15 protein-coding genes are annotated in these 18,074 nt (G+C 40.7%); 14 read left to right on the top strand and 1 reads right to left on the bottom strand.

Annotated elements, in window-relative coordinates:
- The first annotated feature begins 188 nt into the window (after positions 1 to 188).
- The 12 genes from pstS (at position 189) to D0T84_RS17945 (ending at position 13,667) form a co-directional block, all read left to right on the top strand.
- A complete protein-coding gene (pstS, locus tag D0T84_RS18000) occupies positions 189 to 1,232 on the top strand; it encodes a phosphate ABC transporter substrate-binding protein PstS (protein ID WP_163309246.1) in 1,044 nt (347 codons plus the stop codon).
- 68 nt (positions 1,233 to 1,300) lie between these two features.
- A complete protein-coding gene (pstC, locus tag D0T84_RS17995) occupies positions 1,301 to 2,212 on the top strand; it encodes a phosphate ABC transporter permease subunit PstC (protein WP_255495464.1) in 912 nt (303 codons plus the stop codon).
- Positions 2,209 to 3,087, top strand: a complete 879-nt coding sequence (pstA, locus tag D0T84_RS17990; protein ID WP_163309245.1) for a phosphate ABC transporter permease PstA — start codon at positions 2,209 to 2,211, stop codon at positions 3,085 to 3,087. The genes pstC and pstA overlap by 4 nt, the downstream gene beginning before the upstream one ends.
- Positions 3,072 to 3,854 (top strand): phosphate ABC transporter ATP-binding protein PstB, encoded by a 783-nt coding sequence (pstB, locus tag D0T84_RS17985; protein ID WP_163309244.1) that lies wholly within the window; start codon positions 3,072 to 3,074, stop codon positions 3,852 to 3,854. The genes pstA and pstB overlap by 16 nt, the downstream gene beginning before the upstream one ends.
- A gap of 42 nt (positions 3,855 to 3,896) precedes the next feature.
- Complete coding sequence (locus tag D0T84_RS17980; RefSeq protein ID WP_163309243.1) at positions 3,897 to 4,577, top strand: PhoU domain-containing protein; 681 nt, start codon at positions 3,897 to 3,899, stop codon at positions 4,575 to 4,577.
- The gene (locus D0T84_RS17975; RefSeq protein WP_163309242.1) at positions 4,561 to 5,262 is read left to right on the top strand and encodes a response regulator transcription factor; all 702 of its coding nucleotides are present in this window, start codon (positions 4,561 to 4,563) and stop codon (positions 5,260 to 5,262) included. Before D0T84_RS17980 ends, D0T84_RS17975 begins: the two co-directional genes overlap by 17 nt.
- Before the next feature lie 18 nt (positions 5,263 to 5,280).
- Entirely contained in the window at positions 5,281 to 7,008 is a 1,728-nt protein-coding gene (locus D0T84_RS17970; protein ID WP_163309241.1) for a cell wall metabolism sensor histidine kinase WalK, read from the top strand.
- A gap of 182 nt (positions 7,009 to 7,190) precedes the next feature.
- The gene (locus tag D0T84_RS17965) at positions 7,191 to 8,864 is read left to right on the top strand and encodes a putative transporter (RefSeq protein WP_163309240.1); all 1,674 of its coding nucleotides are present in this window, start codon (positions 7,191 to 7,193) and stop codon (positions 8,862 to 8,864) included.
- 821 nt (positions 8,865 to 9,685) lie between these two features.
- Positions 9,686 to 10,591: a sugar phosphate nucleotidyltransferase gene (locus D0T84_RS17960; RefSeq protein ID WP_163309239.1), complete on the top strand. Its 906-nt coding sequence runs from the start codon at positions 9,686 to 9,688 to the stop codon at positions 10,589 to 10,591.
- A gap of 177 nt (positions 10,592 to 10,768) precedes the next feature.
- On the top strand, positions 10,769 to 11,767 hold the full coding sequence (locus D0T84_RS17955) for a class II fructose-bisphosphate aldolase (RefSeq protein ID WP_163309238.1): 999 nt from the start codon (positions 10,769 to 10,771) through the stop codon (positions 11,765 to 11,767).
- Positions 11,768 to 11,898: 131 nt separating this feature from the next.
- Positions 11,899 to 12,279 carry a BlaI/MecI/CopY family transcriptional regulator gene (locus D0T84_RS17950; protein WP_163309237.1) on the top strand — a complete coding sequence of 127 codons (381 nt, stop codon included), beginning with the start codon at positions 11,899 to 11,901 and terminating at the stop codon, positions 12,277 to 12,279.
- A gap of 2 nt (positions 12,280 to 12,281) precedes the next feature.
- Positions 12,282 to 13,667, top strand: a complete 1,386-nt coding sequence (locus D0T84_RS17945) for a M56 family metallopeptidase (protein WP_163309236.1) — start codon at positions 12,282 to 12,284, stop codon at positions 13,665 to 13,667.
- Between the two features lie 121 nt (positions 13,668 to 13,788).
- On the opposite strand, the gene D0T84_RS17940 is transcribed toward D0T84_RS17945, so the two are convergent.
- Positions 13,789 to 14,130, bottom strand: a complete 342-nt coding sequence (locus tag D0T84_RS17940) for a DUF3836 domain-containing protein (RefSeq protein ID WP_163309235.1) — start codon at positions 14,128 to 14,130, stop codon at positions 13,789 to 13,791.
- Between the two features lie 389 nt (positions 14,131 to 14,519).
- On the opposite strand from D0T84_RS17940, the gene D0T84_RS17935 reads away from it, so the two are divergent.
- Both D0T84_RS17935 and D0T84_RS17930 read left to right on the top strand, forming a co-directional pair.
- On the top strand, positions 14,520 to 16,166 hold the full coding sequence (locus D0T84_RS17935; RefSeq protein ID WP_163309234.1) for a diphosphate--fructose-6-phosphate 1-phosphotransferase: 1,647 nt from the start codon (positions 14,520 to 14,522) through the stop codon (positions 16,164 to 16,166).
- Between the two features lie 787 nt (positions 16,167 to 16,953).
- Positions 16,954 to 18,042 (top strand): SusC/RagA family TonB-linked outer membrane protein, encoded by a 1,089-nt coding sequence (locus tag D0T84_RS17930; protein ID WP_163309233.1) that lies wholly within the window; start codon positions 16,954 to 16,956, stop codon positions 18,040 to 18,042.
- The last annotated feature ends 32 nt before the right edge of the window (positions 18,043 to 18,074 follow it).

Here is an 18,074-nt window from a genome sequence, read left to right as displayed (position 1 = left end):
ATTATGTTATTATAATCAAACTCAAATATAATAATACTCGTGGGCTTATGCATATTTGCTATCGCCGTAATTCAAATACAAACATAGGAACTAAAGCATACCATTCTTAACAGTTTTGTAACAGAACCTTAGTCCGTTTGTTGCAAAAGCTAAATAATATTGCACCAGAATTAAAAACAAAGAAGGAAATGAAGAAAGCATTATTATTATCAGTCATCGCACTCGTTGTCGCGCTTAGTTCGTGCGGTAAAAAAGAAGCCTCATTATCGGGCGCGGGAGCTACATTCCCCGCGCCGTTCTACAATATCGTTTTCAAAGAATATGCAAAAACAGGCAGTAACGTCAGTTACGGCGCCATAGGCAGTGGCGGAGGTATCCGCAGCCTGAAAGATAAAACCGTGGATTTCGGAGCAACGGACGTTTTCTTATCCGATAAAGAACTACAGGAAATGGGCGCCGATATAGTACACATACCCACAGCATTGGGCGGCGTGGTACTGTCCTACAACCTGAAAGATGTAAAAGACCTGAAGCTTACAGCAGAAATCATATCCGATATATACAGAGGGAAAATCACAAATTGGAATGACGCCAAGCTAAAAGAATTAAATCCGGATTTAAACTTACCCGATAAGAAAATCATACCGGTATATCGCTCCGATGGCAGTGGTACTACATCCGTATTTTCTGAGTATATGTCGAAAGTGGACGAAGCATGGAAAACCGGGATAGGCGAAGGTAAGTCACTGAAATTCCCGGAAGGCATCGCGGCTAAAGGAAATCCGGGAGTAGCAGGCATCATAGCCGAAACAGAAGGCGCGATAGGATACATCGGATCTGAATACGCGTTAGCACTGAACATGCCCTCCGCTTTGCTGCAAAACAGTTCCGGCAATTTTATCGCTGCCGGCAGTAAGAGTATTTCCGCCTCAGCAAGTGTGGATATACCCGGCGATACGCGCGTAGTAATCACAAACTCGCCAAATCCGACAGCATATCCTATCAGTACTTTTACATGGATTATAGCATACAAAGAGCAGGACTATAACAACAGGACGGAAGCACAGGCTCAAGCATTGGCAAACCTGTTCAGCTTTATTATCAGCGATGCCGGACAGGAAATCGCCACCAAAACGCATTATGCACCCCTGCCTCCTGTCGCTGTGGAAAAGACAAAAGCAATTATAGCATCGATGACGTATGCAGGAAATGCAATAACACCAACCCCCTAATAGCCTCACCTTCGCTTCGGCGAACGATGTTTCCTCAAAGGGACTTTCATACCGGATAAAAGCTTAAAATGAAAGCAAAGACACCAACATATACAGCCACTAAAGCCTCCCCCCGGGGAGGTTGGGAGGGGCTCAAAGATAAAATATTTAAAGCCGTATTACTCATCGCGTCGGGCCTGATTATCCTACTTACGGCAGGCATCATATACGGATTGGTAAGCAAAAGTATCGGAGCCTTTTCAGAATTCGGATTCTTCGGCTTTATTTCCTCTACAGAATGGGATTCGAGAAACGATGTCTACGGGGCGTTACCCTTCATCGTGGGAACAATGCTCACATCTATTCTGGCGCTTCTGTTCTGTATACCATTTTCTTTATCGGTTGCCCTGTTCAACGGGGAGTATTTCCGTAACAAGAAATTATCGACAATCGTCAGCTCTGTAGTAGACCTGCTTGCAGGCATACCCTCCATAGTATATGGGTTGTGGGGATTTTATTCCCTGCGCCCTATACTTGTAGATATGGGGGTCAACGACCAGGGTTTCGGAGTACTGTTATCGTCCATCGTTCTGGCTATAATGATTATACCTTATGCGTCGTCGCTTAGCGCCGAATTTATAGCGATGGTACCAAACGACCTGAAAGAAGGAGCATATAGCCTGGGAGCCACAAATCTTGAAGTTATCGCATCGGTAAACCTGCCCGTAGCGGGTTCCGGCATATTCGCCTCTTATGTACTGGCTTTCGGACGTGCGTTAGGCGAAACGATGGCTGTAACAATGCTGATAGGCAATACGATAAATATTCCGGCGGCGCTATCTGATACCGGTAATTCGATGGCCAGTGTCATTGCCAACCAGTTTGGCGAAGCCAGCGGCCTCAAGTTGAGTTCACTGATGGCTATCGGCCTGTTATTATTCCTTATTACGGCCTGCATCAACTTTGTAGCCAAGTATATAATGAAAATGGTAAACAAATGAAAAAAGGATTCAGTGCAACATCAAAATACAGGCTGGCTAAAAGCAGATTGTTCTTTTGGGGAGTATGCACTCTTTCCGGCCTTACCATGATCCCCCTGTTCCTTATATTATGGGAGCTTATCAAGAAAGGGTACAAGCAGTTCAATCTAAGCCTTTTCACAGAGGTAGCGCCCACATCTATGGAAGCCATGCTTGCCCGCATAAGCGACAGCCCTATTCCGGGCGGAATACTCAATGGTATAACAGGCACACTGCTAATATTGGCTCTCGCTATAATAATAGCCATTCCCATCGGTATAATGACAGGTGTTTACCTTGCCGAGAACCCGAAGAAAAAGCTGGCGAATCTGGTAAGGAACCTCAGCGACCTGCTACAGGGAATCCCCTCCATCGTAATTGGTGTAGTCGTATACATCTGGGTTGTGATACCTATGTCCGGCTATTCGGCATTGGCCGGTAGCGTTGCGCTGGCTATAATGATGCTGCCTATGATTATACGGTCTACCGAAGAGAGCCTCAAGATGCTGCCCACTTCGTTAAAAGAAGCCGGACTGGCATTAGGCGGGTCATACTCGGCAGTAGTATTACGGATTCTTCTGCCTTCTGCTTTCAGCGGTTTGTTTACAGGTTCATTGCTTGCCATATCGCGTGTAATGGGAGAAACTGCACCTCTACTGGTAACAGCTTTGGGAGCGGCTACCGTCAACTGGGATGTAACAAACCCAACTAGCGCCATTTCGTTATTGATTTGGGAATTTTACAACGACCCTAACCTTGCAGATCTGGTATGGTCATCGTCCTTATTGCTTCTGCTGTTTGTATTGGGTATCAATATTTTTGCAAAAAGTATCGCTAAAAAATGGAAAATACAGTAAATTTGAATGAACAACATATTCTGGAACTGAAAGATGTTTCGGTTTCGTACACACCGGGAAAGAATGCCGTGAATATGGTAAATGCCACTATCAACCCGAACACAGTGACTGCTGTCATGGGGCCTTCGGGCTGTGGAAAAAGTACTCTGCTGAGGGCTATAAACCGTATGCACGAACTGTACCCGGATATAGTGACCACAGGCGAGATACTGCTCAAAGGAGAAAACATCTTCAACATGAACCCGATGAAAGTACGCCGCCTTGCAGGTATGGTGTTTCAGCGGCCGAACCCGTTCCCGACAATGAGCATATACGAGAATGTGATTGCCGGATATAAATTGAACAACATCAGGTTGGGTAAGACCGAAAAAGACGAAATAGTGGAAAACAGCCTGCGTAGTGTCGCCCTATGGGACGAAGTGAAAGACTCTATGACAAAGAAAGGAACATTCCTCTCGGGAGGCCAGCAGCAGCGGCTGTGCATAGCCAGAGCACTGGCATTGAAACCCGAACTGCTGTTGATGGATGAGCCTACATCGGCTCTCGACCCCATATCGACAAGCAGGGTGGAAGAACTGATCTTTGAATTGAAAAAAGATTATACGATTGTTATTGTAACGCATAATATGTCGCAGGCAGCCCGCCTGTCCGACAATTCCATGTTTATGTATCTGGGCGAGCTTGTAGAATACGGCACGACAAAGCAAATGTTTACCAAACCGAAGGATAAGCGCACGGAGGATTACCTGACAGGGGTATTCAGCTAATGTGTTAATTCATTCATAATCCATAACTCAAAACTCAAAAACATGACCTCAAATATAAAAAGCAAACAATTGGAACTTCTGCTTCACGACTTTGAACATCTGTCTAAAACAGCTATGCTGCAAATGCAGATTACGACCAGACTGATGCAGGATAACACAATCGGAGAATTGTACGGCGAAGCCGAATCCAACGAAATCATTATGGACAGGCTCGAAATAAAGGTGCGGGAAGAAGTGGTGTTCACTATTTTCCGGTTTAACCCGATGGCTGCCGATCTAAGGAAGATAATCAGTTATCAGGATGTTACCATAAACCTCGAACGCATAGGCGATATGTTGTTGAATATAATCCATTTCCTTAAGGAAACTGAACGTAACCTCCCCGAATTTGAACCGGTAAACAAGAAAATCCTCAAAATGGCGGGATACGCGAGCGAGATGTTACGTAACGCGGTTTTCTCATTCTCAAATGAGGACAGCCACATGGCATATAAAGTAATAGAAGAAGATGACAAAGTTGACGAATTATTTCATCAAATATCCTCATCTTTGCAAGAAGTTTTCACTAACAGGCCATTGAGTAAGAAGGAAGTGCAAAGCATCATTAATATAAATGCCATTTCTTACAACCTTGAGCGTATTGGCGACAGTGCTACCAATATAGCCGAATCGGCGATTTATTTAACAGACGGAAAAGATATCAGACATGGAAACAAGCAATAAAGACATAGATATACTGATTGTGGATGACGAACCCGATATCCGGGAAATCCTCCAGTTTAACCTGCAAAACGAAGGATACAATATAGATATGGCAGAATCCGCGGAGCAGGCGGCAAAAATATTGAGCCCAAGGCACAGGTTAATCCTGTTAGACGTTATGATGGGCGGTATATCCGGATTTAAGTTTGCAGACCAATTACGAAAAGAAGGAAACAACACACCGATCATATTCCTCACTGCCAAGGATACCGAAAATGACATGCTTACAGGCTTCTCTATTGGTGGCGACGATTATATATCCAAGCCGTTTTCGATAAAAGAAGTTGTTGCACGTGTAAGAAGCGTGCTGAAAAGAGCCGGAGGGCAAGCTGAGGCCGCACCGAAAAATATGCTCAATATTAATGATTTAGTTATCGACTTCGATACAAAGACCGTGTGGGTGGAAAACAAAACAGTAGACCTCACAAAGACTGAGTTCAACATATTGGTTCTTCTGGTACAGAATGCAGGACGCATATTTTCCCGCTCCGATATTCTCGACAAAGCATGGAAAGACGACGGCATTGTTCTGGAAAGGACAGTAGACGTACACATCGCCCGCCTCAGGAAAAAAATCGGGATATACGGCGATTATATTATCAACCGTACAGGATACGGATATACATTCAATATGAAAACGAATTAATCAGTAATTTGAAAAATTATGAAGCTGAGTTATAAACAACGGATATTCTTCTACTTCTTCATCATATTTGCGCTGTTTGCCGTGTGTATCGTTATTGTTGAACAAAAAGAAGAAAAAAAGCAACGCACGCAGGCTCTGACCGAACGGCTCGACAATTACGCTGACATGATACACATGTATATGGAGGAATACCAATTGACCGACAGCAACATAACCGATATAGGCACTTTAGCTAAGGCCATGCCGATGGATATCCGTATCACAATTATCGATGAAAGCGGAAGGGTTGCATACGATAAAGACGTGACAGACATCAGCACACTGGAGAACCATCTGGATCGTCCGGAAATCAGGAACGCTTCTTATCAGGGAAACGGTACAAACATACGTATGTCGGCTTCCACTCATCATGAATATATGTATTATGCAAAACATTACAAAGACTATTATGTACGGGTAGCTTTGCCTTACAACATACAAACCCAAAGCATGCTGAAAGCAGACAATATGTTCATTTACATTGTATTGGGGCTGTTTGTTATCGTCATTATATTTGTAAACTATATTGCTGGAAGGTTTGGCAAATCAATCTCGCAGCTTAAAAACCTGGCGATAAAAATTAAAGAAGATAAGCCTCTGACCGAAAAGATAGCATTCCCCGAAGATGAACTGGGAGAAATAGGGAACCAACTTGTTTCGCTACTAAAGCAAAAAGAGCGGAGTAAGCGGGAAATTGAAGTTGAGAGAGAAAAACTTATACAACATTTCCACTATTCCCAGGAAGGTATCTGTATATTCGACCGCGACATAAAGAAGATATATGCCAATACGAATTTTTTCCAGTATTTCAATTTTATTGTCGACCTGCCAGCTTTTGACCTCGAGGCCATCATCAGGGAGGAAGTCTTTATCCCGGCAATAGAATTTATACACAACAGGAAAAAAGACGAAACTTACCATACATACCAGATAAAGAAAAGTGGTAAGGCATTTTCTATACAGACAATCGTTTTCGAAGATGACAGTTTCGAAATCACAATAAAGGATATAACAAAAACAGAAAAGACCCGCCTGCTAAAACAGGAGATGACCAACAATATAGCCCATGAACTGAGAACCCCCGTAACCAGCCTGAGAGGCTATCTGGAGACGTTGAATACCCAAACGCTTCCTTCTGACAAGCAAACCCAGTTTATAGACAGGGCGTACCAGCAGACAATCCGCCTGTCGAACCTGATAGAAGACATCAGCCTTATCAGCAAGATGGAAGAGGCGTCAACTCAGTTTGCTATGGAAAAGATCAACCTGTCACAGCTTATCAACGATGTAAGGATAGACCTGACAGATAAGCTAAAGGAAAATGATATACAGCTGAACATAGCTATCAAAGATAATATTACGATAGACGGCAACTATACTCTGTTATATTCCATATTCCGCAACCTGATGGATAACTCGATCAGCTATGGCGGGCAGCACATACTGGTGGGTATAAGCAATTATATGGAAGACTGGGATTACCTTTACTTCTCGTATTTCGATACAGGAAAAGGAGTTGACGAACAATATCTCCCACGGTTATTCGAACGTTTCTACAGGGTAAACGAAGGGCGCACACGCGACACGGGCGGCTCCGGGCTAGGACTGTCTATTGTAAAAAACGCCGTTCTGTTTCACAAGGGTGAGATTCAGGTAAAAAGACATGCGGGTGGAGGCTTGGAATTTTCCTTTACGCTTAAGAAATAATGTATTTTAGAAGCTGATAACGCAATATTTTTTTTAAAACAGTTTTTTTGTTTAAGAGGCGCATCCTATATTCTACAAATAGAATCAGAATAAACAATCATTCATCAATTTTCACATTACATATTGGCTCATTCGGGTTAATTGTCTTACCTTTGCTGTCCGATTTTAAGCAATGAAATAATATGGATTGGTTTATTGAAACCATTGTTGAATCACCTTCGGTTCTGTCTATTATAATTATATCTATCGTTTCGGCTGTTGGCCTACAGCTAGGAAAACTGAAAATTTTAAATATCTCCCTTGGTATCACATTTGTATTCTTTGTTGGTATCGTCATTGGTCATTTCAATTTTGACCTGAATCAGGATATGCTGAATTTTGCCCAGAACTTCGGGCTTATTCTCTTTGTGTATGCCCTCGGGTTACAGGTCGGGCCGGGATTCTTCTCATCACTGAGAGCCGGAGGCATACGTCTGAATATGCTGGCGCTGACTGTCGTATTTCTGGGGCTTCTGCTCACGGTTATATTCAGTTATGCAAGTAACATATCGCTGCCTAATATGGTAGGTATACTGTGTGGCGCTACCACCAACACACCTGCGTTGGGTGCCGCCCAGCAGGCTCTGAAGCAAATAAGCGGAGACTCAAGGGTAATTGCCGATATGGCTTTGGCTACGGCAGTGGCTTATCCTCTGGGAGTTGTCGGGGTTATATTAGCCATTATATTCCTTCGTAAATTCTTTGTACCAAAGGAAGAGATATCTAAATTATCGGAGAAGAAAGACAGTGAAATGCACGTAGGCGAATTCCATATCACAAATCCTGCAGTGGAAGGCAAAACGATTCTGGATATAATGAAACTGACATCCAGGCATTTTGTCATTTCACGTATCTGGCACGACGGGATAGTATCCATACCCACATCGGAAAGTATATTGAGGCAAAACGACCATCTGCTTATCATATCAAAGAAAAGCGATGTAGAGCACATAAAGATTCTTTTCGGCGAACAGGAGAATGTAGACTGGAACAAGGAAGATATAGACTGGAACCATATAGACAATAGCCAGCTCGTATCGCGCAGGATCATTATTACAAACAGTAAAATAAACGGGGAAAAGCTGGGCAGCCTCAAACTCCGCAATAACTATGGTATAAATATTACCCGTATCAACCGCGCCGGTATAGACCTGCTCGCGTCGCCCGTCCTGATGCTGCAAATGGGTGATAAACTCACGGTAGTGGGAGAAAAAGCATCGATAGACAATGTAGCGAAAATACTGGGAGACGAAGAAAAGCGGCTCGATAAACCAAACCTTATCGCTATCTTCTTAGGCATCGCTTTAGGGCTGATACTGGGAGCCTTACCCCTACCCTTCCCCGGTATGGACTTACCTGTAAAACTCGGGATAGCCGGAGGCCCTATCATCGTGGGAATACTGATGGGCGCGTTTGGCCCCCGTTTCCACATCACCACTTATACTACGCAGAGCGCCAACCTGCTGATGCGACAATTTGGCCTTACCGTTTATCTGGCGTGCCTGGGTATCGGCGCAGGCGAACATTTTTTCGAAACGGTGTTTCAGACAGAAGGTTTGGTCTGGATCGGATTCGGATTCGTACTTACTGTACTGCCTGTGCTTATCGTTGCCCTTATCGCGATGAAAGTGTATAAAATCGACTTTGCGAAGAATGTAGGGATGCTGTGTGGTAGCATGGCGAACCCTATGGCTCTGAATTATGTAAACTCGACAATTGACGGTGACGAGCCCTCCGTAGCTTATGCCACGGTATATCCGGTATCGATGTTTGCACGGATTGTATTTACACAATTGCTGTTAATGCTGTTCTTTTAAAAACTGTTTAATTCTTTCGTCCAATTTATCAATATCTTTTTCTAGAATATTTATCTTATATATAGCGTTCTTTTATTTAGAGCCTGTTTAAATTTTATTCGTTTCAATTTTTAGAGATGTTTCGAGGAAGAAAAAGGTAACAGAAGAAAACAGGGAAACAAGAGTCACTTTTGTCACTTTTTTAAAATAAACGGTTGATACCGGACAGTTGTAAATTCTGGGTGGCTCCCATAAACAATGTCTCTCTGCTGACTGTTGACTGTTAACTAAAAAGTTACTCCATGTTTTTAGAGCCTGTTTAAATTTTATAGCAAATCTTTTTTATAGCTATTTTTAGATGGATTTTATCATTTTTACTAGCAGGTTTAGCGGGCTAAACCAAGAGTAAAAAGGGGAAAAGACGCTAAGAAAGAGCATAAAAAAGTTGCTAAGAATGAATTACAAGAGCCTATAATAAAAATTTTCGCTAAAATTTAAACAGGCTCTTAGCATTTTGCAGAATAAAATATTTAAATAATGCGAATCAAGGGTTAAATGTGCCGTTAGGCACATCATATTGGTAGAAACATGAATGAAATTCGTTTTTTTGTGTCGTCAGATACAAAATGTGAATTGTTCTGTAGATATTGCGTACCTGACGGCACGCAATTAACCGATTAAAGCTTCTTTCTACCAACATTCAGTCCCTAAAGGGACAAAAAACAGCACATTTAACCCTTGATTCGCATAAATAACTACTATTTGTTAACTGTTAATTGTTTTCTGTTAACAGTTTTGAGTTATCTTTGCACTGATATAATTAATCTAAAAATAATCTATTAATGAAACCAACCTTGTATGTACTTGCCGCCGGTATGGGAAGCCGTTATGGCGGATTGAAACAACTGGACGGACTCGGTCCGAACGGTGAAACAATTATGGACTATTCAGTTTTCGATGCCCTGAGAGCAGGATTCGGAAAAATTGTATTTGTTATCAGAAAATCTTTTGACAAAGAATTTCGCGAAAAAATAATATCTAAATACGAAAAGCATATCCCCGTAGAAGTGGTGTATCAGGAACTGGACAACCTGCCTGAAGGATTTACATTACATCCCGACAGGCAAAAGCCGTGGGGCACAAACCATGCTGTGATGATGGCCAAAGATGTGATACATGAGCCGTTTGCAGTAATCAACGCCGACGATTTCTATGGACGTGAAAGCTACGAAATCCTAGCCAAGCAACTTGTATCGATGGAAGGTAAAGAAAACCATTATTGCATGGTTGGCTACCGTATATACAATACGTTGTCGGAGAGCGGCGCAGTAGCCAGAGGTATCTGCGAAACAGATGATAACCATTTCCTGACAAGTATTGTAGAACGCACCCACATCGAACGTAAAGACGGCGTAATACAATATAAAGATGCCGAAAACTATTGGTTCGAACTGGCCGAAAACACCCCTGTATCGATGAATATGTGGGGTTTCACACCCGATTATTTCGAGCATTCTGAAAAGTATTTTGTAAAATTCCTCGAAATGAACGAAGGAAACCACAAAGCCGAATACTTTATCCCGTTGATGGTAGACCACCTTATATTAAATAAAACGGCCGATGTAAAGGTATTAGACACCCCTTCGAAATGGTTTGGGGTAACATACGCAGATGACAGGGACGGAGTAGTTCAGAAGATACAAAACCTGATAGACAAGGGAGAATATCCTACACCTTTATGGAAATGATATTCAATAAGTTATTTTAAACTATTTTGAAACCTTTTATCACGAATTTTTGTTATTTTTGCATAGAAATCAATGAGTGGTTACACAAAATAGTCATATTTGAATAGTCAAGATGACAAAATGGTGCAAAATATCAATTAATATTCACTTTATATAATTATTATTAAAATAACAACAATGGTAAGTTACAAAGACTTAGGATTAGTAAACACAAAAGAGATGTTTGCAAAAGCAGTAAAAGGCGGATATGCTATTCCTGCTTTCAATGTCAACAACATGGAGCAACTACAAGCAATCGTTCAGGCTGCTGCCGAAACAAAATCTCCGGTAATCGTTCAGGCATCTAAGGGAGCACGTCAGTATGCAAACCCTATCCTGTTGCGTTATATGCTACAGGGAGCTGTTGAATATGCAAAAAGTTTAGGTTGGGAAAAACCACAAATCGTGCTTCACTTAGACCACGGTGATACATTCGAAACTTGTAAAGACTGTATCGATTCAGGATTCTCTTCTGTTATGATCGACGGATCTCACCTTCCATACGAAGAAAATATCGCTTTAACTAAAAAGGTAGTAGAATATGCTCACCAATTTGACGTAACAGTAGAAGGCGAACTTGGCGTATTGGCTGGTGTAGAAGATGAAGTATCTGCAGAACATCATACATATACACAACCGGAAGAAGTTGTAGACTTTGCTACACGCACAGGTTGCGACTCACTGGCTATCTCTATCGGTACTTCTCACGGAGCTAACAAATTTACTCCTGATCAGTGTACACGCGATGAGAATGGACACTTGGTTCCGCCTCCATTGCGTTTCGATATCCTTGAAGCAGTAGAAAAAGAACTTCCTGGATTCCCTATCGTTCTTCACGGTGCATCTTCTGTACCTCAGGAAGAAGTAGCTACAATCAACAAATACGGTGGTGCATTGAAAGATGCGATCGGTATCCCTGAAGAGCAACTTCGCAAAGCAGCGAAATCGGCAGTATGTAAAATCAATATCGACTCTGACAGCCGTCTTGCTATGACTGCTGCTGTTCGTGAAGTATTTGCTACTAAACCGGCAGAGTTCGACCCTCGTAAATATCTTGGACCTGCCCGCGAAAACATGAAAAAACTCTACAAACATAAGATTGAAGCAGTTTTGGGTAGCGCTGGTAAAGCTGAATAATAGCAAACCTCATATAGTTGAAAAAGAGTTACCGATAACCGGTAACTCTTTTTTGTGACATATTTTAACAATAATAAGGCATACGTCTAAAAAAATAGACATATATTTGTTCTTATAAATAATATATTGCCATGCAACTAACCAAAGCAGAAGAACAAATAATGCAGATCCTCTGGACAATGGAGGAAGGTACAGTACAGGATATTCTGAAAGGTTTTACAGACACAAAGCCGGCTCGTACCACCATCGCTACCATACTGAGCATCCTTGAAAATAAAAACTTTGTTGTTCATCGCACCGAAGGGCGGGTAAATGTTTACAAAGCACTTATTGCTAAAGATGATTATTCCAAAAAGCAGCTCTTTGGCTTTGTCAAGGATTATTTCAATGGTTCTTTCTCATCTATGTTTTCTTTCTTCGCGAAGGAAACAAACCTGAGTGTGGAAGAAATGGATACATTACTCGAAGAAACGCGTCAGGCACTGGAAAAGGATAATAAAAAAGCGGAATGAATATGGAAACCTTTATTATATACCTTGCTAAATATGGAGTATGCCTGAGTGTATTCCTTATCATATATATTCTATTTCTCCGTTCGACCACTTTTTATAGGTTCAACCGTTTATTTCTGATAAGCGGATTTATTCTTTCTTTTATAATTCCTGCGATAAAGTACTCTTACGAAATAGTATTACCATCAGCCTCACTGGCCGGGAATACGTTGCCGATGCCGGCGAGTGAAACAGCAACTGCTTCCGCCGTTAGTATATGGAGTATATTATTCGGTCTTTATTGTGCAGGAATCTTTATATTGATGATTCGTAACCTGTTGTCATATACTAAACTGATCAATCTTGTGAGAAATGGGTTGAGGTCGGATGAAGATAAGATTAAGGTAATAGAAAGTGAAAAAGTAAATTCGCCTTTTACAGTATTAAACTATATTCTTCTGAATTCTAAAAAACTGAGTGATATAGAAAAAGATCTCATCCTGAAACACGAGGTTACACATATAAAACAAAAACATTGGTTAGACCTGCTATGTAGCGAATGCATCCTGTTGATACAGTGGTTCAACCCATTGGCTTGGTTATATGTACATTTATTGAAGGAAAACCATGAATTTCTGGCAGATAAGGCTGTGATTGATTCAGGTGTTTCCCCTGCTTTATATCAGGCCGTTCTGATTAACCAGCGTTTTCAGGGACCAGTCTTTTCTTTTTCCAATTCGTTTAACCATACCAAGCCAATGAATAGGCTTAGCATGCTGAAAAAAACGAAAAGCTCTCCATGGAAAAGAATCTGTGTATTAATTATAATTCCGGTTTTTGGACTGTTTATCTGGGCTTCTGCTGTTCCCCGCTATGTTTTGGCAATGGAACAACCGGTTCTATCGGAAACGGCGGATTCTGTAAATGATAAATCCCAGATCTATATTTATGGAATAAAAAACAGTACAGATAATGGAATTGGAGATAAAATAAACATAGAGCCAAAAGAAGGTAAACCTCTTCTCTTGATTGATGGCGTAAAATCCCAATTGGCCATTGAAGACCTGGAGACTGATAACATAGAAAGTATGACTATAATTAAGAATAAAAAAGATATAGAGCCATACGGGAAAGAAGCCGAAAACGGACTTATACTCATATCAACAAAAAAGGGAAATGATTTCTCCCCTTTACCTTCCGGTCTGATAAATACGAAACCTGTACAATCCGTCGATGTATATAAAGATGCATTACTGATAATAGATGGCAAGATAGAACCGGCAGAGAAGATGAAACAATTAAACCCGGATATGATAGAGTCGATTGATGTACTCAAAGACGAGACAGCTACCAATCTGTATGGAGAAAAAGGTAAAAACGGTGTTATAAAGATCACAACAAAGAAATAGCCATCGCACTGATATATATAAAAATCCTGTATTTACCGTCAAATACAGGATTTTCCTTATTTTAATAATGTTATCAGAAACTAAAATGTTATACCGTAAGTTTTAAACAGACTTGTATTAATTATTTAGCCCAGTCGTTAGTTTTATTGTTCCATTTTGATATTGATGGTATTGGCTGGTTATCTGCATTATAACTGTATTCATATTTCTGTATACCTATCCATCCTTTAGTACCAGTCCATTCGTATGTAGCTTTTTCCTGCATACGTCCAGTTGCATCGTAACGATAAACCGTCTTAGTCAAAGGAGCATTCGTATCCTTATCGCACAATAAGAATTCTTTCACGCAACCAGTTTCTGTAGTTTCAACATTACTAAACATAACAGTTTCCGGATCATTAGCATAAATACTTAATGACAAGAATAAAACAGCAAATAATGAAAATAATTTTTTTGAGTTCATGGCTATATTTATTTAGTTATACAAAGATAATACTCTTTTTATTATATAAGACTAAATAAATATCAAAACGTCACATATTTATAGTTAAATATAGTTAAATACGCCTACACCACACACGAATAATAAATAAATAAACAATTATACTATCAAAATGAAAGAACCCGATAACTGTTTAGAATTATTGGATTGAATGAATCGTTTTTTTGAGAAAAAGAGTAATAAAAGGATATGAAAAAGTGCCAAAAATTTAGAATTAGCAAAAAATATAAAAGATACAATACTAAATCATATCCAAGAACCAATTATCTCTTTCATATATCAAAAAAAATAACGAAATTTGCGAGCCTTAAAATGGGAATTTTAAACTATATATAAATCAATAAAAACAAATGAAAAAAAGCGCATTACAAATTGCAAGAGCTGCTTACAAACCTAAGATGCCGAAAGCATTGTACGGTTCTGTAAAAGTTGAGGAAGGTGCTGCAACTCAATCCGTGGCAGATCAGGAAGAAGTAAAAAAGCTATTCCCTCACACATACGGGATGCCAACAATCAAATTTGTGGAAACTTCAGATCAATCAAATTTACCTGCCATCAACGTAGGCGTTATACTTTCAGGAGGACAGGCTCCCGGAGGGCACAATGTTATCGCCGGTATCTTTGATGGTATTAAAAATATGAATGTAAGTAGCCGTCTTTTCGGATTCCTAATGGGACCCGGAGGATTGGTAGATCACGACTACCAGGAACTTACAGCAGACATCATTGACGAATACCGCAATACCGGAGGTTTCGACATCATAGGTTCGGGCCGTACAAAACTTGAAACAAAAGAGCAATTCGACAAAGGACTCGAAATATTAAAGAAACTGGATATTAAAGCGCTCGTTATTATCGGAGGCGATGATTCCAACACCAATGCATGTGTATTGGCTGAATATTATAAGTCTATCAATGCCGGAGTTCAGGTAATCGGTTGTCCTAAAACAATTGACGGTGACCTGAAAAACGAAATGATTGAAACTTCTTTTGGCTTCGATACTGCATGTAAAGTATATGCCGAAGTTATAGGGAATATACAACGCGACTGTAACTCTGCGCGTAAATACTGGCACTTCATCAAATTAATGGGACGTTCTGCTTCCCATATTGCTCTGGAATGCGCGCTTCAGGTTCAGCCAAATGTATGCATCATCTCTGAAGAAGTAGAAGAAAAGAAATTATCACTGGATGATATTGTTACTAATATAGCTAATGTTGTAGCAAGACGTGCTGAAAACGGAAACAATTTTGGAACAGTACTTATACCGGAAGGGCTTATCGAATTCATTCCTGCAATGAAAGGCCTCATCGCTGAACTAAATGACTTCCTGGCACATCACCAACGTGAATTCAACGCGGTACCTAAAGAAGACCAATTAGCATATATTCAGAAGAATCTGTCTACAGATAATGCAAAAATATTTGCAAGCCTGCCATCCGGAGTTGCCCGCCAGTTAACTCTCGACCGCGACCCTCATGGAAATGTACAGGTTTCTCTTATCGAAACAGAAAAGCTATTGGCTGAAATGGTCGGCAATAAGCTAGCTGAGATGAAAGCAGCCGGAAAATATAAGGGTAAATTTGCTGCACAGGAACACTTCTTCGGATACGAAGGACGTTGTGCGACTCCTTCTAACTACGATTCGGACTATTGTTATTCGTTAGGCTATACAGCTGCTGCGCTTATCGCTGCAGGTAAGACCGGCTATATGTCGTCGGTACGTAACACTACGGCTCCTGCCAGCGAATGGATTGCCGGTGGGGTACCTGTTACTATGATGATGAATATGGAACGTCGCCACGGGGAAATGAAACCTGTTATACAAAAAGCTTTAGTGAAGCTTGACGGTGCTCCATTTCAATATCTTGTAGCTAACCGTGAGTCATGGGCTGTTGGAACTGAATTTGTATATCCGGGTCCAATCCAGTTCTTCGGGCCAACAGAAGTTTGTGACCAGCCTACTATCACGCTGAAACTGGAACAAGGAAGATAAATTATTCCCAATATTTCACAAAAGAGGTTATGCATACGCATAGCCTCTTTTTCTTTGGTATTGAAACCATTAGACTGCTTAAATTCGTTTATAGACGCGCTATTTTCCAACAAAGACAAGAAAAAGATATGGAAAAACTTTGTATATTAATAAAATTCTTATACTTTTGCACTGCTTTTAAGCAATAGGATTGTCTCATGGTGTAATGGTAGCACTGCAGATTTTGGTTCTGCCTGTCAAGGTTCGAATCCTTGTGAGACAACTTACTTGAACACAAACCCACTAATAGTCAACACATTAGTGGGTTTTATTTTGAATATACATACAGATTTACATACAACTTTAACCAGACGCACAGGCTGTCCAGTACCTGCCCCGCCGTTATTTTTGAGCAGACGCAAGTAATAGGTGATTGTACGCATAATTGACCCCTTTTTTTATTGTTTCCACAAGCTGGCTCTGTCTACCCCAACCACTTACAAAAAGGAGAGGAAAGGCTAATAGCTTTTTTTGAAATTTCCGAATAGCCTCCAAGACAACAACTCACATAAATCACTACAAATAAGCAAATTAAACACAACACCCATTTTTATTTTGTAACAAAATTACAAGACAAAGAAACAAATTTTACATAAAAAGGTCTATCAATCCTATTTCTTTGTACCCATAGAATTGTACTAATACCAATTGAAAAATTATGAATATAAGAAGTGAACCATATCAAGGTTTTGATATCTGATACCAATTGTAAAAAAACAAACTAAAACAATTTAATACTTGCTGAAAAATGAAAATCAAACAACTTTATCTAACGTTACTCTTACTGTGTGTCTGCGCTTTTTCGTATGCCCAGAATATAGAAGTAACAGGAATTGTAAAATCGGCAACCGATAACGAAACATTGCCGGGTGTGAGTGTTACTGTAAAAAACACGACAAATGGAACCATGACAGGTGTAGATGGGGAGTATACATTAAATGTACCCAAAGATGCCATCCTAACCTTTTCTTATGTGGGTTTCAAACCGCAGGAAATCCCTGTAGAGGGACGCACTACTATTGATGTTTCCCTACAGGAAGACTCCCATATGCTTGATGAAATTGTAACTGTTGGCTATCGTACCGAACGCAAGGCTGATTTGACTGGTGCCGTTTCGGTGGTAGATGTAAAAGATATGATGTCTACGCCTGACAATAATGCCATGAAAGCCTTACAGGGACGTGTAGCAGGTATGCAAATATCAGGGGATGGCAACCCCGCCGGAAAAGTGACAATACGCATACGCGGTATGGGAACACTAAACAACAACGACCCATTGTATATTATCGACGGTGTACCTTCTACTGCCGGAATGCACGAACTCAACTCGAACGATGTAGAAAGCATTCAGGTACTTCGCGATGCTTCTGCTGCCAGTATCTATGGTTCGCGTGCAGCAAATGGGGTAATTATTGTTACAACCAAAAAGGGTAAAAAAGGCTCTGTAAAAGTAAACTTTGACGCCTATGTATCTGCTGCTGCCTATAATAATAAAATAGATGTTCTCAACTCGAAAGAATATGCTCAGGCATGGTGGCAGGCCGCCGTAAATTCGGGACAAGACCCGAATGCAAATGGTCTGGGCATAGTATATAAAGATGCTGTTGGCTCACAGGGAAACCGTGTACTTGAAAATATCTATTTCCCTGAATACCTTGATGCTTCTAAAACCCTGCGCACTGCCAATACCGACTGGTTCGACGAAGTTACCCGCACCGGCTTTGCCCAGTCTTACAACTTGTCGGTAAGCAATGGTACAGAGAAAGGAAACTATTTTCCTGACTTTGACAATGCGCCACCCAAAAACGCGTTAACTTCGCGAGAATCGCATGGATGAAGATGATTTTATTCTGAAAAAACAGCCTAATT

Origin of the sequence: Dysgonomonas sp. 521, assembly GCF_010501055.1 — a bacterium.
GTDB lineage: Bacteria > Bacteroidota > Bacteroidia > Bacteroidales > Dysgonomonadaceae > Dysgonomonas.
The sequence above is the reverse complement of the archived record's forward strand: the minus strand, read 5'-3'. Positions and strand labels throughout refer to the sequence as shown.